Here is a 25253-nt window from a genome sequence, read left to right as displayed (position 1 = left end):
GTCTGTGCAGTGGTGCTACTTCTTTGCGGAGAGCTGCTCGATGATCGCCTGGGCGACATCGTGCATGGTGAGGCGGCGGTCCATCGACGCCTTCTGGATCCAGCGGAACGACTCCGGTTCGGTGAGGCCCATCTTCTCGTTGAGCAGGCCCTTGGCCCGGTCGACGAGCTTGCGGGTCTCGAAGCGCTCGACGAGGTCGGCGACCTCGGCTTCGAGGGTGATGATCTGGCTGTAACGGGACAACGCGATCTCGATCGCGGGCAGCAGGTCGTTCGGGGTGAACGGCTTGACGACGTATGCGAGTGCGCCGGCTTCCGTCGCCCGCTCGACCAGTTCCTTCTGGCTGAACGCGGTGAGGAGCACAACCGGGGCGATGTGCGCCTTGGTGATCCGCTCCGCGGCCGAGATGCCGTCGAGGTGCGGCATCTTGACGTCCATGATCACCAGGTCGGGTCGCAGCTCGGTCGCCAGGGCCACAGCGGTTTCGCCGTCGCCGGCCTCGCCGACGACCTCGAATCCGGCGTCACGAAGGATTTCGACGATGTCGAGACGAATGAGGGACTCATCCTCGGCCACGACAACACGGCGAGGAGGTACTGGGGTTGAATCTTGGTCGGTCACGGGTCAAAGCCTACGGTATTCTGAACCAGGTGTTGTGAGCCGGTGTGGCGGAATGGCAGACGCGGAGCACTCAAAATGCTTTGTTCGAGAGGACGTGTGGGTTCGAGTCCCACCACCGGTACCAACACAGGTCAGTCATGATGCGGAACTCGGGCGAATCAGGCGCCGGTGGCCCACACGTGAAGCTCCGATTGTGTGATCGAGGCGGTCTGCGACGGCGTCCAGGTCGTCGTCGTCCAAGAGGTCTTCTGCATCAGCCAGGTGGCGACTAGTCCCGTTTCGCCAGTCTTGCCGAGGTATCGTGTGCGCATGGCTGACCGCATCGGAACTCTCGTCATATTCGGAGCGGGCGGGGATCTCTCAAAGAGGTTGCTTCTTCCGGGCCTGGGCCAGTTGCTCAGTAGCTCCCGGGGCTACGATCTTCGCCTGATCGGTGTGGGATCCGATCCCATGACGAGTGCGCAGTGGCGTTCCCGTGTCGTCGAGTCCTTCGCCGCAGGGGGATCCGAGAGCGCCCGGTCTGCCAGGGTGGCGAACAACTCGATATACCTCCAGGCCGACGTGACGAAACCAGCTGACCTCGCTCGCGTGCTTGCTGCCGCAACGGGCACACCGGCGCTCTACTTCGCTCTGCCGCCGAACGTGACGATTCTCTCGATCGCTGCACTGGGGAAGGTCAGGCTGCCTAAGAACACCGTTCTCGGGATGGAGAAACCGTTCGGCACCGACTTGCGCAGCGCCCAGGCGCTCAATAGGCAGCTCGTGAGGCTTCTGCCAGAGAACCACATCCACCGGGTGGACCACTTTCTGGGAAAGTCCACGGTGCTCAACCTGCTCGGCCTCCGTTTCACCAACCGCTTGTTCGAGCAGGTCTGGAGCGCAGAGCACATCGAGCGAGTGGATATCGTCTTCGACGAGACCCTTGGCCTCGAGGGTCGCGCCGGGTATTACGACAAGGCGGGCGCCCTCGTTGACATGATCCAGAGCCACCTGCTTCTCGTGATGGCGCTCACTGCGATGGAGCCCCCGTCGAGTCTGGACGCCGACGATCTGCGCGGATCAATGGCCCAGGTACTCCGCGCCACCCGCGCGTGGAAGGGCGACCCGGTAGCCAGCAGCCGCCGTGCCCGATACACCGCCGGCACAATTGACGGGCGAAGACTTCCCGCTTACGTGAAAGAGACCGGCGTGACTCCCGAACTCGACACCGAAACACTCGCGGAAGTGACCGTCGGGATCGAGAACTGGCGTTGGGCCGGCGTTCCATTCCGACTCCGGTCGGGAAAAGCCATGGCCGACCGCCGCCAACAGATCGTCGTAACTTTCAAGGACGTACCGCACCGGCCCTACGGCTTCACCGGCAACCCCGGTCCCGCGCGGCTCACTATCTCGCTCACCCCGGACAGTATCGATCTCGACCTCAACATCAACGGCGAAGATGATCCTTTCGCTCTCGACCGGGTCAATCTTCAGGTGCAATTCGCCCAGGGAGAACTAGGCCCGTACGGCGAAGTACTGCACGGAATCCTCTCCGACGACCCCACCCTTTCGGTGCGTGCAGACGCGGTGGAAGAGTGCTGGCGCATAGTCACTCCGATCCTCTCCGCCTGGCGCAAAAGCTCCGTACCTCTCGACAACTATCGAGCCGGCTCCGCGGGGCCAACCACCTGGCGCTAGAAAAACTCCTCCCGTGGTCGGCCTCGTCCGGGGTTCCCAATCCGAACCGCACGGGGGATGATCGAGCCAACACCTCGAGCGCGAACACTCACCGTTTGACATTGTCGCGGAGGAAGAAGGCACCGATGGGGGTCGCCACACCAGGAGACCAGCCGCCAGCGCGCCTGGGACCGCGTAACGATCCGCCGGTGCGGCTGCCCGCTCGGCGGCCGTTGCCGGTCTACGCGTTCGATCCGATGTCAACTCGACTGAGCGGCCGATATTTGACGGTCGATGTTCCGTTCGAGCGCGATTTGGAGCCGGGACCATCGGGCCGGCTGGTGCAGGTCGTCGACTACGACGCGGCTCGCGATGTCTGGTATCGGCCGGTCGATCTGAATGATCCGGCGATCCTGGCCCAGGGCGGGCTTCGTCCGTCCGAAAGCGATCCGCGCACCCACCAGCAGGTTGTCTACGCCGTCGCGATGAGCGTGATCGAACGGTTCGAACGTTTCGGTGGGCAGCGTTTCCGCTGGCGGGGCGGGCGGGAGTTGCGGATCGTGCCGCACGCGTTTGAAGGCCGCAATGCGTTCTTTGATCCAACGCGGCGTGCGGTGCTCTTCGGCTACTACAAGGCCGACGAACGCGATCCGGGATCGAATCTGCCCGGCCAGGTGATGTTCACGTGCTTGAGCGTCGATGTTGTGGCGCACGAAGTGACGCATGCGATCGTCCATCGCATCCGCAAGTACTTCTCGGAGGCATCGAATCCGGATGTGTTCGCGTGGCACGAGGCATTCGCCGACCTGGTGGCGCTGTTTCACCACTTTCTCTTCCCGGACGTGGTGGCTGAGGCGGTGGCCAACTCGAGCACAGACCTTCGGGAAGGGTCGGCATTGCTCGACCTGGCGCTCGAATTCGGGGAGTCGACAGGCCGCGGTGCGGCGCTGCGGTCGGCCATCGGGTCGCCGCGCACGCCGGACGCGTTCCTGGCGGCGACCGAGCCGCACGCGCGGGGGGCGTGCTTCGTGGCGGCGGTCTTCGACGCCTACCTCGACACCTATTTGAAACAGATCAACGATCTGCGCCGGCTGGCAACCGGCGGAACCGGAGTCCTCCCACCAGGGGCCTTGCCAACCGACCTGGTGAAACGGGTGACGGTCGAGGCGATCCGGAACGCAGACCGTATCCTCGGGATGGTCGTGCGGGCTTTCCAATACCTGCCGGTGGTCGACGTGACGTTCGGGGACGTGGTCCGCGGTATCGTGACGGCCGACCGGGCGCTCTACCCGGATGATGCGATGCGTTTGAGGACGAACCTCGTGGAAGCTCTGCGGCGGCGCGGGATCTATCCGCCGTCGGTGTCCTCGCTGACAGAAGAAGCATTGACCTGGCCGGGGCCGGCGGATCCGGCACTCAGCCTGACCCGCGGGGCACACAGTGTCGACTTGGCGCCCCTCATCCTGGAGGCGACGCAGAACCTCGACTTGGGCGGCGAGGCGTCGACGACCATCACCGGAGCGGACGCGGACCCGGAGATCGAGGGGCCGGACAAGTCGGATGCACGGCCACGGGTATCCACTCGTGCGCGACCCGCGGTGCCGGCGGTTCCGGCGGTTCCGGCGGCACAGTCGGGAGCCCTGAAACCGGCGCCGGCGACGACAGCGAATTCCGCGACGGTCGTGGCGCTCATCGAGTGGGGCAGGTATCACGCGTACGAACTCGGCCTGGATCCGGACCTCCCTCTGGAATTGGTGGGCGTGCACGCGGTGTTCGTGCAAGCATCCGACCTGCAGCCCCGGCCGATCGTGGTGGCGCAGTTCGCGCAACGCCATCAGGAGCTCGAAGACCAGTCCCTGCCCGCGGGTAAACGCATGGCGATCCGAGCGGGAACGACGGTCATCGCCCGCGTCGACGGGCAAGTCGTGCACGTGGTGGCCAAGCCACTTCCCTTGTCGAACCCCGATGCGTTGACGAAACCGGAGACATTCACCGGGAAACCGGACGCGGTGCGAGCGTTCGCGGAATCGAGTGCTGCGATCGGTGCGAAGCGGGCGAAAGCGCTGCAGGCGTGGAGCGACCACGTGACGTCGGCGGATGCGCTCGCGGCCTGGACCGACCAGCCCTCGCTGCTTCGCATGACGTTCGCGTCTCTCCACGCCGCAGAGGAGGTCCCGATGCCGAAAGTCGTGCCCCATGCCTGACCAGACGACCGTTGCCGTGCGGATGTACAACGTTGGCTTTGGTGACTGCTTCCTGGTCACGATCACACGAGGTCTACAGGTGTGGCGGATGCTCGTCGATTGCGGTGTGCACAGTCAGGGCCGCGCGACGATCAACGGTGTCACCCGGGACATTTCCGATGTGGTCCACACGGTCATCGCGGACCTCACAGCGGTTGCCGCTGCCGGCTCTCCCCCGCACCTCGACGTTGTCGTCGCCACCCACCACCACCAGGACCACATCAGCGGCTTCGCGGTCGACGAGTGGACCAGCGTCGATGTCGGCCAGGTGCTGGTCCCGTTCGTGGAGGACACGAGCGATCCGGCTGCCCAGGCGCTGCGCAATTCACTCGTGTCCACAGCGACCCAGATCCACGGTTTCATCGAGGCGAAGGCCCAGACGAACTCAGGGGATCTGCCGGCTCCGCTGGCATTGGCCAGCGCCCTGGCAGCCAACTCGATGGGCAACGCGAAAGCAACCGACCGGCTGCTCAGCCGCAACGGCACCCAGTTCAAGAACACGCCGCCGGTCATGTTCGTTCCCAACCGGGACCCCGCGAAGAACGTGATCGCCGTGCCCATCGAGGGGGTGAGCATCCACCTGCTCGGCCCGTCGCGCGATCCGAAGCAGCTCGCGTTGATGGACCCGCCGGTGTCAGCACAGTGGCTGCAACTCGATCCCGACCAGCACCCCGACGACGACGACGAAACACCGACCATCTTCGATCCGATCTATGTAGTGGCGGACGAGGACGTCCAGTCGATCCCTTCGGAGCTGAGGGACGCGCGCGCCTCCCTGCGCCTGACCCAGCTCGGCACCGACGACGACGCGCTGCTCGACGCAGCGGCCGTTCTCGAACGCTCCGTCAACAACACGAGCGTGTACTTCGTGCTCGACGTGTCCGGGACGCGGTTGCTGTTCGTGGGCGACTCGCAGGAAGGCGCCTGGGAGCACGTGCTCGACGACCCCGTGTCGAAGGCTCTGGTCAGCAGTGTCGCGTTCTACAAGATCGGGCACCATGGATCGCACAACGCGACTCCGAAGCCGTTCGTTGAGTCCGTGCTCGGGCAGGGGGCCTATGCGATGCTGCCCTGGGGACTGGTCAAACAGTGGGAGAACACCATTCCCAAGGCAGAACTTCTCACGGCCCTGGCTCAACTCAACACGCATGTGGTTCGAGCGGATGCGCCAGTCGCCGCGCCACCGGCTGTAGTGGTGGACCCGGGACTGCTGTGGAGTCAGGTGACCTTCACGGTGTAGTGGGTCGGGTCGCTACGGCCGCTGGCGCGGGATGCTCCGTAGGCGCCGGAGCGGACTCGATCGGATTGGCGGCTCGGACCGGGACGGGCGCGAGGTCGATCCAATTCGGGTCAGCCCACTGCACGCCCGATGGGATCCGCGTTTCATAGAGGCCCGGGGCCTCCATACGGGGCCTGACGCTGGAGTGGATGAATGCGTTCGCCGGGATCGGGCGTGTTCGGTCGATAAAGATCTTCCACATCCAGCTATTCGCGTGCACGGTTCCGTCGGCGCTCAGCTCAGTGACGGTGCACGCTTTCGCGTACGGACCAGGTTCAACGAGCATTCCCTCCTCCAGGGCGCCCTCGACGATCCACTTGAGGGTGACGTTCGAGAGGCGCGGGTCGTCCTCGAAAGTGCCCCCGACATCTGTGTGCACACCCGCGAACCAGACCTCCTCAAGCTGGGACTGAGGGGACGGCGTGACGAGGTATTCGCGGAAGGGTCGGCGCTTCTCATCGATCGACACGGCATGACGCACGCGCACATCATTGTCCAGCTTGCGCGTATAGGGCCATTTGATATCCCATTTGAGGAATCCAGCCGCCTTCACCGTGTCGAATGCGCCGAGGTACGCGACGCGCACGGTACTCCGCCCGTTGACTTTGCGGGCGAAGTTCTCGGAGAACTCGTCGATTCCTGCCCAGAATGCCCTCGACGCGACAGTCTGCGGGGTGCGAGGTGCGGCGCTGGTGGGGGTCTTCCCGCTCGGGGTGGTGACGCCGTCCTGTCCCTGGGGACGGTCATCCTTGCTGCGCTTGGTGAACTCGGAAACTGCATAGGGCACGAGGTTCTCCGAGCCGGCATGAAGAAGGCCGATCGTGCGCAGCATGCCTGATAGAGCGCGGGCGGTGTATGCGCCGCGGCTGAATCCGAACACGAAGATGCGGTCACCCGGATTCCACTCCCGCATCAACCATGTGTATGCCTCGCCCAGGTTCTGGCGAAGCCCATTGCCGAACGCAAGCCCGCCGACGCGCGAGAGCCAACGCGCGAGCGGACCCCACGAGGCCGACGACGAGAATGTGCCCACCCCCGGGTCGTAGTAGGCGATCTGTTTCGTCGGGTCGGTGAGGTCGAGCATCCCGAACACCTTGATGACGTTCGAGTCACCCCGTGCTCGCGGCTGGGCGCCCGTGCCATCAAGACAGATGACCAGATTCCTAGCCATGAAGTTCCTCCCCTGGCTCGCGTAGCGGTATCAACCGGACGGGTAACAAGATAGCCGTGGTTTGAGCGCAGTTACCGGAGCGATCACGCGGGATGGGTGCAGGGGGGCCGTGCTTCGAAGTGCCCGGCATTCCCCTCCGTGTGAATGTTCGCCTCCGCCGCTCGCCATTCCTGATCGGGATCAACGGAACCTGACCGGCTCTGACCGTCGTGCAGCGAGCCAGAGCACGTCGCGGCCAAAGGATTCGAGGAGCAGGACGAGCGCCAGCGCGACGAGCAGGGCATCAAGACCGGGGAGAAGCCGTGTCGCGGCCGTCGCCAGGGCGATGCCCTGCACGGCCGTGACGACCTTCCGCCAATACCGGGATGGCAGCTGCCGGCGGAGCCAGGGAAAGATCCACCCGGCGATGACGAAGAGGTACCGCATGGTGCCGATCGCGAGGACCCAGGTCCCCAGGTTCTTCGACACATAAACGCTCAGCACGAGCAACAGGAACGCATCGACTTCCATGTCGAACCGCGCGCCCAGCTCGCTCGTGGAGTTCGTGTGCCGCGCGACCCAGCCGTCGACGGCGTCCAGGACGAGGGCAGGCACGACGAGGGCCATCATCAGGGTGGTGGGAACCGGCGCGACGAACGATGCAACGACGATCCCGCTGATCATCCCGACGAGCGTCGACCGCACGGCCGTGACACGGTTTGCTGGTCCAAATCGTGTCGAGTTTCTGCTCCGTAGCCCGCGCACGAGCAGGGCATTCGACACGACCAGGTAGCTGAGGGCCACCAGCCAGCCGACAGCGGGCGCCCACGACCGGTCCCAGGACCCAGCGGCAAGGCCGAGGACCGTCGCGGCTGCCGTCCCCGCGATTGCTGAGGAAATCGGCGCGAATTGAACTCTGCGCATCCCTGTCTCGTTTCTTTGTTAACTCATCTGTTAAGACGGCGCTCCGGCATAAATCGTTCACGAACGGGAGGGACTGTGGTCGAGTCATCCGCATTCTGGGTGGAGTCGCCCCACGTCGGGGTGCTCCGCCGGGAAACCGTGCCGAAACCCGGCGATGGAGAGGTGCTCGTAAGGACCCTCTACACCGGGGTCAGCCGAGGCACGGAGATTTCGGTCTTCAGCGGACACGTCCCGCAGAGCGAGTTCGACCGGATGCGTGCCCCCCACCAGGACGGCGAGTTTCCGGGCCCGGTCAAATACGGTTATCTGAATGTCGGCGTCGTAGACCAGGGACCCGAATCCCTCGAGGGCCGGATCGTGTTCACGCTGTTCCCCCACCAGTCAGCGTTCGTCGTCCCCGCCGATGCGGTCGTGCCGGTTCCCGCCGGGATACCGGCACGTCGCGCCGTGCTCACGGGCGCGGTCGAAACAGCCATCAATGTGCTCTGGGATGCTCGTCCACTTATCGGCGACCGGGTGTCCGTCATCGGCGCCGGCATGATCGGGTGTTGTGTCGCACGACTGCTCCGCGGCATCCCCGGGGTCGAGGTCACTCTGATCGACGTCAACCCAGCGCGCCAGGTGGTTGCGGATCGACTGGGCGTTGGCTTCGCCGACGTCGCGCGGCCGCCGGGTGACCGGGACATCGTAATCAACACGAGCGGTTCGGCCGCCGGGTTGCAGCTCGCCCTCGAAACAGTGGTCACCGACGGTGAGGTCCTCGAGGCGAGCTGGTACGGCGATCGCCCTGTCACGCTCATGCTGGGCGCCGACTTCCACTCGCGACGATTGACGATCCGGTCGAGCCAGGTCGGAGCGGTGGCGGCGAGTCGCCGGGGTAACCGGTCGAGGCGTGAACGCCTGGAGCTGGCCATGCGGCTCCTGCACGACCCGGCCTTCGACGCCGTGCTGACCGGTGAATCCTCGTGGCGCGACCTTCCCGAGGTGATGGCGAGCCTCGCCCGGGGGGCTCCGGATGTCCTGTGTCACACCATCACGTGGGGAGAACCAAAATGACGTACACGGTCACGGTCCGCGATCATCTGATGATCGCCCACAGTCTCACGGGCGACGCCTTCGGCGCTGCCCAGCGACTCCACGGAGCCACGTTCATCGTCGACGCGACCGTCGCGTCGGGCGGCCTCGACGCCAACGGTGTGGTCGTGGACATCGGCAGACTGGCGAGCGCGCTCGCGGAGATCACGGGGGCGCTCACGTATCGCAACCTCGACGAAGACCCGCGGTTCCGGGGCCGGAACACAACCACCGAAGTGCTCTGCACAGCGATTGCCGATCTGCTGGCCGAAGGGGTGAAGGCAGGGTCACTCGGCCCCGTTCAGCAGCTGGACTCCATCACGGTCACGCTCCATGAGTCACACATCGCGTGGGCAAGCTACACGAGGACGGCATGAGCATGTCCGCCGAACGTCGGGTCTCCTTCTTCGTGCCCGCAGCGATCGACGACCCCGCCAGGGTCAGCGGTGGCAACGTCTACGACCAGCACGTTCGCGACGGGCTCCGACGCAGCGGCTGGGAGGTGCACATGGTTCCGATCCCGCCGGATGACGGCATGCTCACGGGCCTGACCCTGTCGAGGCTGCCGGACGGTGCCCTCGCCCTGGTCGACGGACTGATCGCCGCACGCGAATCGGTGGCATTGGGCCTCCAGGCCACCCGGCTCCGGTTGATCGTCCTCGCGCACATGGTCACGGCCGACAGCCGTGAACGAGACGCATTCCGGGCTGCGAAACGCATCATCGCCACGAGCGGATGGACCCGGTCTGAGATCATCACGCGTCACTCCCACGCGGCCCACGACGTCGTCGTCGCTTACCCGGGAACGGATCCCGCCGCCACGACAAACGCTTCACCAGCAGGCGACCGGCTGCTCTGCATTGGCGTGGTTGCCCCGCACAAGGGCCAGGACCTGCTGATCGGCGCCTTGGCGCACCTCACCGACGTTGACGGCTGGACGTGCACCTTCGTCGGATCACTCGACGGTGCACCAGGTTTTGTCGACGAGCTGACGCGCGCCCGTCACCGGGCACGCCTCACCGCCAGGGCACCGTTCAGGGGTGCTCTGGTCGGAACACGGTTGGACAGCGCATACGCCAGGACCGACCTTGTCGTCGTGCCATCCCGGTACGAGAGCTTCGGAATGGTCGTCGCAGAGGCCCAGGCCCGCGGCATCCCCGTCCTGGCCTCCCGTATCGGTGGCATTCCGGAAGCGCTCTCGAACGAGTCGGCGGGGATCCTCGTCGCGCCGGAGGATCCGCGGGCGCTCGAGGTCGCGCTGCGCCACTGGTTAGCCAGTCCGGCACAGCGGTCGCAGCTCAAGGCAGCCGCCGTGGCGGCCAGCAGACGGGCCAGGCCGTGGAGTGCGACGGTAGCCGCCATTGCGTCAACGCTCATCGAGGTGGCATTCCGTGAAACGGCGGTTTCCCCATGACCGGCATTCCCCTGGTCAGTCCGGACTGGCTGGCGCTGCGTGAACCGGAGGACGCAGCTGCGCGCTCACGCGATCTTGCGCTCACCGCCGCCGCCAAAATCCCGGATGGACCGGTGATCGTTCACGATCTCGGCAGCGGGACCGGTTCGATGATGCGCTGGCTCGCTCCCCTCCTCCCCGGTCCGCAGACCTGGATCCTGCACGACTGGAATCCGGACCTGATCGAATCGGCCATCGGCAGGATGCGTCCGCGGGACGGGAACTCGGCAGCGATCTCCGTTCTCGCCCGACCGGGGAACCTCGCCGACCTGCGGGCATCCGACCTTGAGGGTGCGTCCCTCGTGACGGCATCCGCCCTGCTCGATGTGCTGACCTCCCACGAGACCCACACCATCGTGGACGCCTGCGTTGACGCCAGCTGCCCCGCTCTTCTCACCCTCAGCGTGACAGGCCGGGTTCGCCTGAGCCCACGGGACCACCTCGACGCGGCATTCGAGGAAGCCTTCAACGCACATCAACTTCGACTGGCAGACAATCGCAGGCAGCTCGGTCCGTATGGCGCGCCGATTGCGCGCGGACTGTTCACACAGGCCGGCTGGGAGGTGCGCCAGACCGCCACGGAATGGCTGCTCGACCACAGCAGGCACCGCCTGCTCCTCGACTGGTTCTGCGGATGGGTGGACGCCGCCGTCGAGCAGGATCCCCGGCTGGGCGCTGAGGCCGCGCGCTTCCGGCGACTTCGGATGTCCCAGATCCGATGCGGGGAGCTGGCAGCGCGCATCCGCCACGTCGACCTGCTGGCCTGGCCGCGCGGATGACCCACCGCAGCCGAGCCCTGATTCGCCAGGTCTTGCGGTCGGCGGGATTCCGCCGTGCCATCCGTCCGGTCCTCGGCGCCGGGGTCCTCATCAGCGTCATCGGGCAGGTGGGCACGGGCCCGTTCCTGCAGGGCATCGTCAGCCTGGACGGAGCGACGATCGGCGCGGCGCTGCTTCTTTCGGCCGTTGCAACGGTGGCTGCCTCGTGGCGGTGGCAGCTCATCGCGACCCGCCTGGGAGTTCCGCTCCGCTTGTCGACCGCCGTCGGAATGTACTACCAGTCCCAGTTCTTGAACACGATCCTTCCGGGCGGAATCGTCGGGGACATCCGCCGGGCAGTCGACAGCGGCCCGCGCGGCACAAGCGTCAGGCCCGCCGCGCGCGCTGTCGCGGTCGAGCGCCTGTCGGGGCAGGTCGTGCAGCTCGGCCTGGCGCTGATAGTGCTGGCGTGCTTCGGAACCGAGTTCGAGGGCTACCTGCTGCCGGCGCTCGGGATCGGATTCGGCGTTGTCGTCGCCGGGCTTGCCGCGACGATAGCGCTGAGCACACGCGCCCATGCGGTGCTGCTCAGCGAGGCGCGCGAACTCCGGGCCGGCCTCGGATCACTGCGCACCTCCCTGCAGGTCGCGATCGCGTCGGTCATCGTCGTCGGCTGCCATGTCGCCACTCTCACGCTCGCAACTACGGCCGTTGGCGCGAGGATGCCGGGGCTGCGGATGCTCACTCTCGCTCTCGTCATCCTGCTCGGCGCCTCGATCCCGCTGAACATCGGCGGCTGGGGACCTCGCGAGGGCATCGCCGGCTGGGCATTCGCAGTTGCGGGATCGGGCGCGCCGGCGGGGGTGGCGGCATCCACCCTGTTCGGCGTGCTCACGATGCTCTCGATCACGCCGGGCGCGCTCGTCGCCGCCGCTGTCGCCGTTCGTCTGCGCCGACCGGAGTCCATTCTCGTTCCACACGCTCTCGACCAGGAGGAGACATCGTGACACTCACGCCATTCGTCACCCTGAGCTGCGCCATCTCGCTCGACGGGTATCTCGACACAGCGCGTCCACCGCGGCTCACCCTGTCGAATGCAGCCGACCTCGATCGTGTTGACGCCGTGCGGGCAAGGAACGACGCAATCCTGGTCGGTGCACGAACCGTGCGAGCCGACAACCCGCGATTGCTGGTGAGGAGCGCTGCCCGCCAGAACCGTCGAGAGGCGGCCGGCCTGCCGCGCTCACCGTGGAAGGTCACGGTGACGGCGACGGGCGACCTCGATCCGAACGCGGCATTCTTCACATCCGGGGACACCACTCGGCTCGTGTACTGCCCCGCGCCGCTGGCCGGCGGCCTCCGGCGACGGCTCGGACCCGCCGCCGTTGTGATCGGACTGGACGGTGGAGTGAGAATGACCGAGCTCGTCGCGGACCTGGGCCGGCGCGGGATCGGCAGGCTCATGGTCGAGGGAGGAGCGATCGTCCACACGCAGTTTCTCACCGCGAATCTGGTCGACGAGCTTCAGTTGTGCGTGGCGCCGTTCTTCGTCGGCTCGGCCGGGGGTGCCCGCTTCGTCGGAGACGGTGTGTTTCCGTGGACCAGTGACCGGCGGGCTCACCTCGCAGAAGCCAGGCCGATCGGTGACATGGTTCTGATGCGTTACGCGCTCTCAGATCGGTTCACCGAGCACGACGCGGAAGCCCACCCGGCTGTGATCACGGCGCCTCTCATGGTGGGAATGCGGTGAGCGCCAACCGTCCGCCGATGGTTCGACGACGGGTGGGCCTGATCGCCGCCCTCGTCCTGGCCGTGGTTGCCGTCCTCGCGCCTGGATGGATCAGCACGGGGTCGCTGCTGGCCCTGGTGCGCGTACCCCTGGAATCGGTCGTCGTCGTCCTGATCCTGGCGGGACTTCGGCGTCCGTTCGCGCGCCGGACCGTCTCGATCCTCGCCGCCATGGTCTTCGTCGCAACCATCGCTCTCGCGGCTCTCGATCGGGGGTTCAGAAGCACGGTCGGTCAGCCGTTCAACGTGGTGACCGGCTGGCCGGAGGTGCGGGACGCCTACGGTGTCCTCCGGGATTCTGCCGGCCCGGTCGCATCGGTCACACTGCTCATCCTGATCCCGCTATCGTTTTCGGCTGTCACTCTCATTCTCGCTGGTGCATTCCTTCGGATCACGGACGCAGTGGGTCGGCACCGCCGCCCCGCAGCGATCGGTGGCTTCGTGATCGCAGCGAGTTGGATCGCGCTCGGATTCAGCGGCGCCCAGGTCGTACCCGGCGAATCCGTCGCCGCTGCGGACACGATCCACACGGTCGTCGTGAAAGCCGAGCAGGTCAGGATCGCGGATGCCGACCAGGCCAGATTCGCACGCGCAAGCGCAACCGACGAATACGCCCGACTGCCGGCATCCTCTCTCCTCACCGGGCTGAAGGGAAAGGACGTCGTCGTCGCGTTCATCGAAAGCTATGGCCAGGTCGCCGTCCAGGACACGTTCTTCTCCGTCGGCGTCGACGACGTCCTGCGCAGGGGAAACGCGGAGCTCGCGGCCGCGGGCTACCAGGAACGCAGCGCCTTTCTCACCTCGCCGACGTTCGGCGGAATCAGCTGGCTCGCCCACTCCACCCTGCAAACCGGGCTCTGGATCGACTCACAACAGAAATACGATCAGGTGACCGCCGGAAACCGGCTCACCCTCAGCAAGGCATTCGCCGAGGCGGGCTGGCACACCATCAGTGACGTGCCCTCCGACACCGGGTCGTGGCCGATCGGCCGATCGTTCTATCATTTCGGGACAGAACTCACCTCCCAGAACGTCGGATATCAGGGTCCTCCGTTCAGCTATGCCCTGATACCCGACCAGTACACCTGGGAATACTTCCAGAAGCACGAACTGGCCGGACCACACCGTCCGCTGATGGCGGAGATCGACCTGGTGTCCTCGCACACCCCGTGGACTCCCCTGCCCCACGAGGTGCCGTGGACCGCTGTCGGGGACGGCTCACTCTACGACCCCCAGCCGGACCAGGGACTGTCTCCGAGCGAGGTCTGGCAGAACCCGCATCTGGTGCAACAGCTCTACGGACAATCCGTTGAATACTCTCTCAGCACGCTCATCTCGTTCCTCACCACCTACGACAACCCGAACCTCGTCCTCGTCGTTCTCGGCGACCACCAACCGGCGACCGTGGTCAGTGGCGAAGGCGCGAACCACACCGTGCCGATCAGCATCATCTCCCGGGATCCCGAGGTCATGAGTCGGATCGCTTCCTGGCAGTGGCAACCGGGAATGCTGCCGGATCGCGCGGCACCCGAATGGCGGATGGACGAGTTCCGTGACCGGTTTTTCGCGGCATTTGAGTGACGACCTGTCCTCAATAGTGTGCTGGTCAGAGGAAGTTTCCACACACCTGAGCCATGCTCACAGAATGTCGGTGGTCGGTCGTAACGTGGGGGCATGACCAACCTCCCGGAGTCGCCCGCCTCACCCGAAAAGCCGCACGGCGACCGGGAGCATGACGACCCGGTGCTCGGCGGCGGCGTGCTCGGCGGCGGAGTGCTCGGCGGCGGAGTGCTCGGCGGCGGAGTGCTCGGCGGGTTGCGCTCGATGGCAAATGTCGTCACCGGGTTGGGCGGTTCGTCCGCCGCCGTCGACACGCTCAGTGACGAGGCGCTGCACGAGGGACACGCACTGATCGCGAAAGCCCGGCGGGCCCTCGACACCCAGGCAGCATGGTTCGCAGCGACCCTGGCCCGCAGGTCCCGGCCCGACCTCGGCGGGAAGGGTCTTGCGGCCCGGAAGGGGTTCCGCTCCCCGGAGGACCTGCTGCAGTCGATCTCCGGGTCGAGCAAGGGCGATGCGGTCAAGCTCCTCGGGGTGGGCCGGCTGGTGGCCGAGATCGACGCCGCTGAGAAGGCCGCCCGCGACGCCGCCGAGGCCCAGAAGCTGCTCGACGGCACCCCGCCCCTCGACGGGGCCGCTCCAGATCTGCCGCCGGTCGACCAGCCGGTTCCGTCGGCAGCGGTACCACCGTGGCACGCCCCGATCGGCCGCGCCCTCGCCGAGGGCTGGCTCAGCGTCGAGAAGGCGGACGCGCTCCGTAAGGGCCTGGGCGATCTGGACCGGGCTATCACCCCGGAGAATCTCGCGTCCGCCCTGGCCCGGCTCCTCACCGAAGCACGAACCCTGAACGCAGATCAGTTGTTCAAGCGGGCCCGCCGGGTGCGGGACGTGCTCGACAAGGCCGGCATCGCCGCCCGCGAGAAAGCCGTCTACGACGACCGGTCCCTGCGGTTCTGGCGGCTCCACACCGGGCAGGTGCGCATGGTCGGCCTGTTCGCCCCCGAAGACGGCGAATACCTGATGAGTACCTACGACGCCATCACCAGCCCCCGCCGGGGCGGGGTCCGCTTCGTCGACAAGGAGCAGGCCGCGTGGGCGAAGCGCGTGCAGGACGACCCGCGCACCACTGAACAACTCACCGCGGACGCATTCCTCGCCCTGACCAAACTCGGCGTCAAAGCCGACCCCAAGCGCATCGCCGGAGGACGAAGCCCCGCCGTCCGCATGATCACCATCCGCCCCAGGAGCACCACACCGACCAGCACCACACCGACGGGGACCGCATCCACCGGCACCGCACTCATCGGCGTCGCACCGCACGGGACCGCGCCGGTCCGGACCGCGTCGATCGAGACCGCAGCCGGCAGGACTGAACCGAGCTGGCCGACTCCCGACGCGGTGACCGGACCCACGTCCGATGCCGAGGCAGGCCGCAGAGACGAGGCACCCGCGCTCCAGCCGGGCGTGATCGAGGGAACCGCGGTTACGGTCTCCACCGAGACTCTAGAACGGAACCGGTGCGACACCGGACTCCTCGACGTCACCTTCGACGACCACGGCAGCGGCGTCGACCTCGGCCGCGAACAACGCACCTTCAGCCCCGCCCAACGCGACGCCCTCGCCCTTCGCGACGGCGGCTGCATGTGGCCCGGCTGCGACCGACCACCCTCCTGGACCGAAACCCACCACATCCAGCACTGGAAAGAGGACACCGGCGCAACCAACCTGGCCGACGGGATCCTGCTCTGCCGGGCCGACCACCTCAGACTCCACAACGAACACTGGCGCATCACACGCGACGACACGGGCCACTACTGGCTCACACCACCCCCGGGACTCGACCCCGAACAGGGACCCATCCTCCTTACCAGCAAAAGCCCGATCCTCCGGGACGACGACTGAGTCGGCGAGGAAGATCGGCGGTGTAGCGGGGACGGCAGCGGCACCGACCGCCGAGTCTCCTTGTTCCGTACTAACGGTGTTCGAAACTGGACGTTTCGGACCCGGCAGTTCAGACATCGGCGTTTCAGACCTCACAGCTTCAGACCTCACCGCTTCACACTTCACGGTTTCAGACCAACCGTCTCGCCCGCGGCGGGTCCGACCGCCCGATCCGCTCCTACTGGTGCGGGACCTCGGCGGTGTCCCGCAGCGGGGCGAACATCCGGTCGAAGACGTTGCGCCGGTCGAACTGCATCGCATACTCGCGCGCACGGTCAGCCCAGTCCCTGCGCTCCTCCGCCGTGGTCTCGAGAATTGCGCGGTCGATGGCCTCGGCAATCGCCTGCGGGTCTTCGACGGGGATGATCAGGGCGTGGTCGCCCACCGCTTCGCCGATGCCGCCGGTGACGGTGGTGATCACGGGACCTCCGCCTGCCAGCATCTTTTCGGCCAGAGCGATGCCGAACGTCTCCACGAACTCAGGCCGCGGCTTGCTCGGAAGCACGAAGGCGGTGCATCCGGCCATCAGGTACGGCTTCTCCGCATCGCCGACGTCGTCGAGGAACCGGATGCGATCGGCGAGCGGCGAGGCCGCGGCGATGGCCCGGAGTGCCTCGGACTGCGGGCCGCGGCCTGCGATCACGAGGATCTTGTCCTGGCTGGCCGCGCTGATCGCGTAACCGGCGATGAGATCGTCGACGCCCTTCGCCGCGGTGAGCCGGGAGAGGAACAGGATGTACCCGTCCCGTTCGAGGCCGCGGGCGGTGAGAACGTCGTCCGTCACGCTCTCGTCGAGGTGCAGGTAGGAGTCTGCGTCGATCGCCGGGTAGGAGATCGTGATCCGTTCGCGGCACTGGGCCGCGTAGCGGGTGCCGTGGTGCTGGTCGACGAGTTCGGCCTCGGTGATGATGAGCTGCCGGGTGTACTCGGACACGGCGACGCAGTAATCCTGGCTGAGATAGCTCGACAGGATGTGCGCAGCGGCGCCGAATCGTCCCTCGTTGACCGCGGTGCGCACGACATTCGTGACGTCCGAACCCACGGCTTCCGCGATCGTGGTCACGTTGACGGGCAGCCCGGTCCCCCAGGCAGCGCGCACGGCGTCGGAGACCGCGAGCGTATGCGGCGTGAGGTAGAGCGAGAGGCAGACCGTGGGCACGCCATCGGTGAAGAGCTCGATCAGCCGGCCGGTGACCCCGGCGAGGTGGCGCCCGTCGAGCACCTTGTAGTCCCCGACCGGTGCGGGGCGGTCGACGAAGATCCCGGGACTGTACGGCAGCACGGAATCGAGCGGTTTGAGCGGCAGTCCGGACGCCTGGAGCTTGTCGATCGGCCACGTCACGATGCGCACCTCGTCGAAGCCGCGCTCGAGCGCGGTCTCAGCGAGATTACGCGCTTCGACGGAGTGGCCGCAGATGACCGGATCGGCCCGGACCACGATGACAAGCCGGTTCTCAACAGAATTCATGGTGTCTCTCCCGTGGATCGTGACGCTCGTGATGGTGACAAGGATGATGGCGTCGAGGGTGGGAAGTCCGTCGTTCCCCAGCTGCCCGGCTCAGGCCCCAACTCCACGACGAGTTCGCCACCGGCGTGGAATTCATTCCCACTGAGCCAGGTGCGCCCGAGCGGTTCCCCGTTGAATTCCATAGCCTGCACATACTGTACGGGTCCGCCCGGTGTCGGTTCAATGAATCCACGAGTACGGATGGTGAACGAGTGCTTACCGACAGAAAACGTCGACTTCTCGAAGGAGGGTGCGTTGACGAGGAAGATGTTCTGGCCGGCCACCGGGAACAGCCCGAGTGACGCCCAGACGAACCAGGAACTGAGCCCGCCGGAGTCGTCGTTTCCTGGCAGCCCTCCCCGGCCGGTGCCGAACTGCTGATGCACGATGTTGTGCACGATCTCGGCCGTGCGATCCGGCCGACCCACGTAATGGTACGACCACGGCGCTTCCATGTCGGGCTCGTTGTTGAGCCCCTCGAATCGGCCGAGTCGGTAGCCGGCGACGACTTCCTCCGGGCCGGAGCCCCGGACGAGCTGCTTCACCGGCTCGGCGCCGTAGCCGAAGAACTCGTCGAGCTGGGCGATGAACCGCTCGGCCCCTCCGCTCAGGGCGATGCGGGCATCCATGTCCTGCACCAGCCGGAACGAGTAGTTGTGCCGGGTGCCCTCGTAGTACGTGGAGTCCTTCAGGAGACCGGTGACCGGGTCGTACGCGTTCACCCAGCGTTCAGCGAGGGCGACGAACTGCTCGACGAGGGCCCTGTCGCCGACGTGCCCGGCGACCTTCGCGGTGCACCAGTATCCGAATGCCAGGTCGAGGGTGTGGCTGATCGGATGCGCCTCCCCGTGGACCAGGAACTCCTCGCCGTAGGTGCGGCGCAGGTCGTCGGACATGTGCACGAGGGCCCAGTCCCAGTCGATGCCGGGGAGGCCGAGCTGGCACAGGTCGGCGAGGAAGGTGTGGGCGAGAGCACTCGCCTGCCGTGAGAAACGGTCGCTTCCGCGGGCCATCCGGTACCCGATGGGGAAGTTGCCCTCCTCCTCCGAGATGGTGATCATCGCGTTCGCGAGCTCGACCGCTCGTTCCGGCATCAGCGCAGTGATCAGGGGAAGCTGGGTGCGGTAGATGTCCCACATCGTGCTGATGTCGAAGACGAACGGCCCGTCCGTCGGCCAGAACGGGCTCTCAGAGGGGGCCAGGCAGGGCTTGATCAGGGCGTGGTAGAGCGCCGTCGAGAACACCGTCTGGCGAGCGGCAGACGGCGTCCTGACCGTGATGCCCTTGAGCTTTTTGCGCCAGACCTTCTGGGTCCGCTCGCGGCGAGGCGTGAACTGCGCCGGTCCGGTTCCGCAATCCGCCTCGAGGTTGCGCTTGGCCTGCTCGACGCCCCGCAGGGAGAATCCGATCCGCAGCTCGATCGTCTGGCCCTCCTCGCTCGGACCGGCCCACATCAGGCCGAACGGACGCAAGGTCGTCGGCCGGATGTGGTCGAAGTCGAGCCGGGTACCACCGGGCATCAGGCGTCTGTCGTACCAGAGCATCTGACGCCACTGGGGGTTGTCGCACTCGATGTACACCGAAAGAGGGGCACCCTCCACCACGATCTCGCCGCTGGCGACTCCGGGCTCGAGGCACTCGAGATGGGCCCGCACCGGGATCGTGGCGCCGTACGGAATCGACAGGCCACCGTGCGAGAAGTCGATGACCACCCGCGCCTTGGAATGTGCGGGAAAGGTATACCGGTGCACCGCACTCTTCGGCCCGACGGTGAGCTCCGCGGTGATGCCGGAGTCGAGGGTTCCTGAATACCAGCCCGGCTCGGCCTGTTCGTCGGTCAGCTCCCAGGTCCGGCCGAGCACGTCGAGCGGTTCGATCATCGGCGTGACACGGAAGTAGTTGTAGTACTTGCGGATGGCGCCGGTACCGGACTGCTGGAAGTGCGCGAATCCCGAAGCGAGGTGACGCTCGTGCAGGAGGGGCGGGATGCCCTCGAGAGAGAGGTCGTACCGGCCGTACCCTGTCGGATAGGCCCCCGAATACGCACAGGCCGATACCATCCCGAGCGGGTAGGTAGCGCCAGGGTGCGTGTTCCCGATCTGAGGCTTCGGCCACCACCAGGTCGCCGCGAGGCCGGTCTGGGGAGGAAGGTCCGTAACCTCGGTGCCGATAAACGGGTCAACGCGACCGATCATGCAGTATCTCCTCTGAATGCCTTCCTCGGAGAGTAGCCGCTGCACTGCGTCGAAGATGACGCGACTCCGTTACCGCGAGGTAAATTCTCGCGCCGCCGCTACCGTTGAGGGATGACCACCCCAGAGCCCGAGGGCGCAGACCTGACGCCGAGCTACATCGAACCCGGACAGCCCTTCGATCGCGACACCCACTACATCGAGGACCGCATCACCCGGGACGCCCGTGACGGCTGGCCCGTCGAGCCCGGCCGGTACCGTCTCGTGGCCACGCGGGCGTGCCCGTGGGCGAACCGGACCGCGATTGTCCGGCGCCTGCTCGGGCTGGAGGCGGTCATCTCGCTGGGCCTGCCGGGACCGACGCACGACAGGAACAGCTGGACCTTCGACCTCGACCCCGGCGCCGTTGACCCGGTGCTCGGCATTGAAAGGCTTCAGCAGGCCTATTTCGCGAGATTCCCGGATTACCCGCGCGGCATCACCGTTCCCGCAATCGTGGACATTCCGAGCGGACGGGTCGTCACCAACAACTACCCGCAGATCACGATCGACTTCGAAACCGAATGGGTGGAGTATCACCGTGAGGGTGCTCCCGATCTGTATCCGGTCGAGCATCGCGCCGAGATCGACGACGTCGCCGACCTGGTCTTCCACGACGTCAACAACGGCGTCTACAAGTGCGGCTTCGCTGGCAGCCAGAAGTCCTACGAGCGGGCATACGACGCCCTCTTCGCCCGCCTGGACTGGCTCGAGGAGCGCCTCGCGACCCAGCGCTTCCTTGTCGGCGACACGATCACCGAGGCCGACATCCGGCTCTTCACGACGCTCGCACGGTTCGACGCCGTGTATCACGGCCACTTCAAGTGCAACCGCAACAAGCTCAGCGAGATGCCTGTCCTGTGGGCATACGCGAGGGACCTCTTCCAGACGCCGGGTTTCGGCGACACGATCGACTTCGAACAGATCAAGCGGCACTACTACGTCACCCACAGCGACATCAATCCGAGCGGCATCGTCCCGAAGGGGCCGGATGCCCGTGGCTGGCTCGAACCGTCTGGTCGCGAGGCCCTGGGCGGGCGTCCGTTCGGCGACGGCACCCCGCCGGGGTCTCCCCTGCCGGCAGAGCGGGTGCCGGCGCTCTGAGCACGACACCTGAGGCGCGAGAACTGAACCGCGCGACCTGAATCCGCTAGAACAGAGTGTCTCCGATGTACCCGCCGTCCTGACAGCCCGGGGGGATGGCGAACACGGCTGACCCGACCGGGGTGATCCACTGGTTGAGCAGGTCGAGAGTGTCGATCCGTCGCTGGATGGGCACGAACTGGGCATCGACATCCGCCTGGAACGATACGAACAAGAGGCCGGAATTGGAAACGCTCGCGCCGGTCGGCGCGTCGTCGTAGTTGTAGCCGCGGCGCAGGATGCGCTCCTCCCGGTTCTCCGAGCGAGCTCGGCGCAGGTGCGAGTATTCCGCGATGACCGGAAATCCGATCGGAGTGGTCGCGGTGAAGTCCGGCTCGTCGCGCTCGGCGGCACCGGTCAGTGGGGCGCCGTTCGCGAGCGTTCGTCCGACAGCCGACTCACGGCCGCCGCGGTCGAGCTTGTCCCACTTGTCGAGGTCCATACTGATGCGCCGAAGCACGAATCCGGTCCCGCCCGCGAGCCAGGCGGGATTGTCGGCCGGGCGCCAGACGAGGTGTTCGTAGTCCTCGCTCCCCGGCACCGGGTTGACAGTCCCGTCGAGTTGCCCGAACAGGTTGCGCATCGTGGTCCCCCGCTTCTCGGAACCGGGCGCCCGACGGAATCCGGGCTGCACCCAGTGCACGCTCGCGAAGCTGCGCGTGTCCTTGAGGAGCATCCGGGTGGCGTGGGCGACCGTGAGCGGATCGTCGGCGGCGATCTGGAGCAGCAGATCCCCATCGGCCCACGCCGGTTCGAGCCGGTCGACTCCGAAGGCCGGTAGCGGCCGAAGCCAGGTGGGCGTTTCCCCGCCCGCCCGGGCGACGAACCCTGGGCCGAAGCCGAAGGTGATCGTCAGCCGGGCCGGAACCACGGCGAGTTCCGGTTCGGAGTCGGCCAGCGCGGCCAGGCCCTGGGTGAGGCGTGCGGCATCGCCGCTCAGGATCACCATCATCCTGCGCAGCGCATCCCGGTCGACCGTGTCATGCAGGGTGAGCGCGACGAAGGTCGCGTGTCCTTGCGGAATCGTTTCGACTCCGGCCTGGTGGACTCCATGGAATGGCACGGTGAGCGTGCCGTTGAGTTCCATCGCCGGACCGGGTGCGTCTGACGACGACATCGTGGGCTCGCGAGCCTGACCGGCAAGCTGAATGCCGACGGCGGACGCGGCGCCGATGCCCGCTGCGGCACCCCCGAGGAGAAGGTGCCGCCTGCTGAGTCTGCGAGCCGGTTCAGGCTCCGGGCTGTCGGTCACTTTTTCGGGGTCTCCATGTTCATCTCACCGGTGTATGTCTCGTTGGCGCCGGTGTAGTCCTTGGCCACCGCGGTCCAGGACAGTGTCGAGCCGTCCGACAGCGTCAGAATGAAGCTCTCCTCATCACCGGCCTTGATCGGGTTGGTGAGGCCCATCAGCATGATGTGGCTGCCCCCGGGCGCCAACTCCAACGAGCCGCCGGCCGGAACGATGAAGCCGCCCTGTTTCTGCTGCATCACCATCTCGCCGGCCGCGTTGGATACGGTCTCGTGCAGCTGCAGCATGCTGGATGCCGGTGATTCCGCCGACACGACGGTCACGTCGACGGCACCCGCATTCTCCAGTGTGCCGAACGCAGCCGACATTCCGGAGTCTGCGGCCTTTAGCCATGGGTCGATGATGCTGAGACTGTCGGCCGCGGCTGCGGCTGCGGTTGTCGCAGCCGGTGCCGACGTGCCTGCACAGCCCGCAAGGGCCAGTGCGGCCACGACGGCGAGGCTGGCGAGGGTGGTCATTTTCTGAGTCATGTGTTGTTCTCCAAGCACGGTGTGTGGGGTCAAGGTGGAAGTTTCAGGCCGAGCGTCGCCGTGTCCAGAACCGCGTGAGCAGCAGAACGGCGGCGAAGAACGCGATCCCGCCGCCGGCGCCGAGGAGAGCGATTACCGGAAGGGGAAGTCCCTCGCCGGGAGCGCCGGGCGGCGCCTGGTCGGCTGCGGCATCCGTCGTTCCCGGTGTCGCCGGATCGGGCGTGACGGAGGCTGATCCGGCCGGGACCGTTCCGACGGAGAACGGAAAGGTTCCGGCGACGGGATGCCCGTCGGCAGACACTACGCGCCACCGCACCTCGTACGCGCCGTCCGGGAGGTCCGGTGCGAGCGGTTGGGTCGCCGTGGCGCGGTCCAGTGCCAGCGTCCCGCCTGCCCAGTTCCGACCCTGCCGGTCGACGATGAGCATGATCGCTCCGACGCTGAGGATGTCGTCCGAGAAGACGATGGCGACCTGCTTCGGCGCCGAGTCCAGGTTTTCCCCGGCATTCGGGGAGGTCGACAGCACCTGATCGTGGGCCATGGCAGCAGGAGCTGCCCCGCTCACGACGGACAGGGAGACCAGGGTCAACACTGCGAGTGCGGTCATCGCCCAGCGGGCGCGCGGAAAGGGGATCATGTTCTGCCTCATCACGAGAGTGGAACGTGCACCTGCGGAGCCTGCCGGACAGACCGGAAATCCCGGTTTGGCGGAGCCCGCGTGATCGGACGCACGCTGCGGAACCTGTGCCGGAAAGTCGGCAGCGGTTACCGCAGAAAATGGATCAGAAGGACGGCAGAGCCCTCGGCGGTCCCCTGCGCCAGACGCTCGATCGCAGAACACCGAAGTCGGTCAACGCTGCGGATCCGTTTCGAGGAACGCAGTCGCCCGGTCCATGCGGGACGACGATGAGGAGGCCATCGTGGAGATGCCAGGCAGTGTTCAGGTACGACGCCAGCAGGCCCACCAGATCGGAGAGCATTCGGAACGCCGCCTCACCGTGGCGCAGAGCGATGATCGTGACGAGCGCGGCGCCGACGTGGGCGAGCCACATCCACGCGTCCATCTGGGCAGACGCGGCGACGGCCGTCCCTGAGGAAGTCAGGCCCATCGAACCCATTGCCGCGTGCGGGTCGGGTATGACCGTCACCGAACCGTGGTGCGACCCGGCGACCACGGTCAGTGCGACACCGGTGCCGCCGCCCAACCCGAACAGGACATGGAACAGGAACTGGCTCACCAGGACCGAAGCAGACATCCGGAAGAGGGACAGCGACTTTCCAGCGAGGAAGGTGCAGACCAGACCGGAAAAGACGAGGGCGAGCATGGTTCCGAGCGCCCCTGGCCTGTTCCCCCCGGCAGCGGCGTGGGCGAACGCTGCGACGAAGACAGCGATCGAAGCCGTCAGCCAGCCGCGAACGAGCCTGGCACCCCGGGTGGTCATGGTCTCTCCTGGACGACGTGTGCCTGATTCAGGCAATACCGTTGTTTGCTGGCTTCAGCGTCTCAGGCCAACACTACCCACGATGACCCTGCGCGTCTGACGAATTCCGATTCCCGCCTGCCGCTCAGTATTCTGGGGGGCATGAAGATGCCAGTACTCGTTACGCTCACCCTGCTCGGAGCGCTGGCGCTCAGCGGTTGCGCCACCGGCCCGTCCACGTCGCCCAGCGGGACAGCCGCGCCCGGAGCCGCAGCAACGGCCGCCGCCACGGAGTCCGCCTCGCCAGAGGCCTGTTCCGGGGTGAGGGTTGTCGTCGATTTCGGAACCCTCGCCGCACCGAAGATCACCGACTGTGTGGACACCGGGACGGCGACCACGATCGCTGCAAGCGCCGTCATGAAGACCGCGGCCGTCGCGACCGAGGGAACCGTCCAGTACGGCGACCAGGTCGTCTGCCGCGTGAACGGGCGCCCTGCCGCCGACGAGACCGTCACGGTCACGGGCCAGGCCTCGTTCGTCGAATCGTGCCAGTCGATGGCGCCCGCATACGCATACTGGGCGCTGTGGATCCAGCAATCCCCCGGCGCGGCCTGGGAGTACGCCCAGGAGGGCCTCGGGAGCCTCCAGGTGACGCCGGGCCAGTCCCTCGGCCTCGTGTTCACCACCGGTACCGAGACTCCGACGCCCGGGAGCTAGGGCTCCGA

At 66.5% G+C, this 25253-nt stretch carries 22 protein-coding genes and 1 tRNA gene; 14 read left to right on the top strand and 9 right to left on the bottom strand.

All coding sequences use genetic code 11. The annotated features are described in order from the left end of the window. Nucleotides 1-15 precede the first annotated feature (15 nt). Complete coding sequence (locus tag E3O39_RS16210; RefSeq protein ID WP_134366651.1) at nt 16-621, bottom strand: ANTAR domain-containing response regulator; 606 nt, start codon at nt 619-621, stop codon at nt 16-18. A gap of 38 nt (nt 622-659) precedes the next feature. Between E3O39_RS16210 and E3O39_RS16205 the strand changes: the two genes are divergently transcribed. From E3O39_RS16205 to E3O39_RS16190, 4 genes are all read left to right on the top strand, one after another. Next, a tRNA-Leu gene (locus E3O39_RS16205) sits at nt 660-745 on the top strand. Nucleotides 746-930: 185 nt separating this feature from the next. Then, a complete protein-coding gene (locus tag E3O39_RS16200) occupies nt 931-2298 on the top strand; it encodes a glucose-6-phosphate dehydrogenase (protein WP_134448755.1) in 1368 nt (455 codons plus the stop codon). Nucleotides 2299-2423: 125 nt separating this feature from the next. Continuing rightward, nucleotides 2424-4481, top strand: coding sequence for a hypothetical protein (locus E3O39_RS16195; protein ID WP_134448705.1), 2058 nt, complete (start codon nt 2424-2426; stop codon nt 4479-4481). Nucleotides 4482-4497: 16 nt separating this feature from the next. Beyond that, entirely contained in the window at nt 4498-5760 is a 1263-nt protein-coding gene (locus E3O39_RS16190) for a hypothetical protein (protein WP_134448706.1), read from the top strand. Here the strand turns inward: E3O39_RS16190 and E3O39_RS16185 are convergent. Continuing rightward, a complete protein-coding gene (locus E3O39_RS16185) occupies nt 5750-6970 on the bottom strand; it encodes a DUF2235 domain-containing protein (protein ID WP_134448707.1) in 1221 nt (406 codons plus the stop codon). The genes E3O39_RS16190 and E3O39_RS16185 overlap by 11 nt on opposite strands. Nucleotides 6971-7150: 180 nt before the next feature. Next, the gene (locus tag E3O39_RS16180; protein WP_134448708.1) at nt 7151-7873 is read right to left on the bottom strand and encodes a CDP-alcohol phosphatidyltransferase family protein; all 723 of its coding nucleotides are present in this window, start codon (nt 7871-7873) and stop codon (nt 7151-7153) included. Nucleotides 7874-7948: 75 nt separating this feature from the next. On the opposite strand from E3O39_RS16180, the gene E3O39_RS16175 reads away from it, so the two are divergent. From E3O39_RS16175 to E3O39_RS16140, 8 genes are all read left to right on the top strand, one after another. Beyond that, nucleotides 7949-8929, top strand: coding sequence for a zinc-binding alcohol dehydrogenase (locus E3O39_RS16175; protein WP_134448709.1), 981 nt, complete (start codon nt 7949-7951; stop codon nt 8927-8929). After that, complete coding sequence (locus E3O39_RS16170; protein ID WP_134448710.1) at nt 8926-9324, top strand: 6-carboxytetrahydropterin synthase; 399 nt, start codon at nt 8926-8928, stop codon at nt 9322-9324. Before E3O39_RS16175 ends, E3O39_RS16170 begins: the two co-directional genes overlap by 4 nt. A 2-nt stretch (nt 9325-9326) precedes the next feature. Beyond that, nucleotides 9327-10361, top strand: coding sequence for a glycosyltransferase family 4 protein (locus E3O39_RS16165; RefSeq protein WP_166787346.1), 1035 nt, complete (start codon nt 9327-9329; stop codon nt 10359-10361). Next, nucleotides 10358-11179 carry an SAM-dependent methyltransferase gene (locus E3O39_RS16160; RefSeq protein WP_134448712.1) on the top strand — a complete coding sequence of 274 codons (822 nt, stop codon included), beginning with the start codon at nt 10358-10360 and terminating at the stop codon, nt 11177-11179. Before E3O39_RS16165 ends, E3O39_RS16160 begins: the two co-directional genes overlap by 4 nt. Next, complete coding sequence (locus tag E3O39_RS16155) at nt 11176-12165, top strand: lysylphosphatidylglycerol synthase transmembrane domain-containing protein (RefSeq protein WP_166787347.1); 990 nt, start codon at nt 11176-11178, stop codon at nt 12163-12165. The genes E3O39_RS16160 and E3O39_RS16155 overlap by 4 nt, the downstream gene beginning before the upstream one ends. Next, nucleotides 12162-12908 carry a dihydrofolate reductase family protein gene (locus E3O39_RS16150; protein ID WP_134448714.1) on the top strand — a complete coding sequence of 249 codons (747 nt, stop codon included), beginning with the start codon at nt 12162-12164 and terminating at the stop codon, nt 12906-12908. The genes E3O39_RS16155 and E3O39_RS16150 overlap by 4 nt, the downstream gene beginning before the upstream one ends. A gap of 17 nt (nt 12909-12925) precedes the next feature. Further along, nucleotides 12926-14527, top strand: coding sequence for a sulfatase (locus E3O39_RS16145; protein ID WP_134542337.1), 1602 nt, complete (start codon nt 12926-12928; stop codon nt 14525-14527). A gap of 93 nt (nt 14528-14620) precedes the next feature. Beyond that, nucleotides 14621-16408: an HNH endonuclease signature motif containing protein gene (locus E3O39_RS16140; RefSeq protein ID WP_134448716.1), complete on the top strand. Its 1788-nt coding sequence runs from the start codon at nt 14621-14623 to the stop codon at nt 16406-16408. A 217-nt stretch (nt 16409-16625) separates the two neighbouring features. Here the strand turns inward: E3O39_RS16140 and E3O39_RS16135 are convergent, their stop codons facing one another. Continuing rightward, nucleotides 16626-17915, bottom strand: coding sequence for a glycosyltransferase (locus E3O39_RS16135; protein WP_134448717.1), 1290 nt, complete (start codon nt 17913-17915; stop codon nt 16626-16628). Further along, complete coding sequence (locus E3O39_RS16130; protein ID WP_134448718.1) at nt 17912-20149, bottom strand: glycoside hydrolase domain-containing protein; 2238 nt, start codon at nt 20147-20149, stop codon at nt 17912-17914. Before E3O39_RS16130 ends, E3O39_RS16135 begins: the two co-directional genes overlap by 4 nt. A 111-nt stretch (nt 20150-20260) precedes the next feature. Between E3O39_RS16130 and E3O39_RS16125 the strand changes: the two genes are divergently transcribed. Then, nucleotides 20261-21289 (top strand): glutathione S-transferase family protein, encoded by a 1029-nt coding sequence (locus E3O39_RS16125; RefSeq protein ID WP_134448719.1) that lies wholly within the window; start codon nt 20261-20263, stop codon nt 21287-21289. A gap of 46 nt (nt 21290-21335) precedes the next feature. Here the strand turns inward: E3O39_RS16125 and E3O39_RS16120 are convergent, their stop codons facing one another. The 4 genes from E3O39_RS16120 to E3O39_RS16105 form a co-directional block, all read right to left on the bottom strand. Next, entirely contained in the window at nt 21336-22580 is a 1245-nt protein-coding gene (locus tag E3O39_RS16120) for a Dyp-type peroxidase (protein ID WP_134448720.1), read from the bottom strand. Further along, nucleotides 22577-23107 (bottom strand): copper chaperone PCu(A)C, encoded by a 531-nt coding sequence (locus E3O39_RS16115; protein ID WP_134448721.1) that lies wholly within the window; start codon nt 23105-23107, stop codon nt 22577-22579. The genes E3O39_RS16120 and E3O39_RS16115 overlap by 4 nt, the downstream gene beginning before the upstream one ends. A gap of 43 nt (nt 23108-23150) precedes the next feature. After that, nucleotides 23151-23756, bottom strand: coding sequence for a copper resistance protein CopC (locus E3O39_RS16110; protein WP_134448722.1), 606 nt, complete (start codon nt 23754-23756; stop codon nt 23151-23153). A 133-nt stretch (nt 23757-23889) separates the two neighbouring features. After that, nucleotides 23890-24549, bottom strand: coding sequence for a hypothetical protein (locus tag E3O39_RS16105; protein WP_134448723.1), 660 nt, complete (start codon nt 24547-24549; stop codon nt 23890-23892). 141 nt (nt 24550-24690) lie between these two features. Here E3O39_RS16105 and E3O39_RS16100 point away from each other — a divergent pair, with 141 nt between their 5' ends. Then, nucleotides 24691-25245: a hypothetical protein gene (locus E3O39_RS16100; RefSeq protein ID WP_134448724.1), complete on the top strand. Its 555-nt coding sequence runs from the start codon at nt 24691-24693 to the stop codon at nt 25243-25245. Nucleotides 25246-25253: the final 8 nt, after the last annotated feature.

Origin of the sequence: Cryobacterium sp. MDB2-A-1 (assembly GCF_004402675.1) — a bacterium.
Taxonomy (GTDB): domain Bacteria; phylum Actinomycetota; class Actinomycetes; order Actinomycetales; family Microbacteriaceae; genus Cryobacterium; species Cryobacterium glucosi.
Note: the sequence above shows the minus strand (reverse complement) of the source record. Positions and strands in the feature narration are given on the sequence as shown.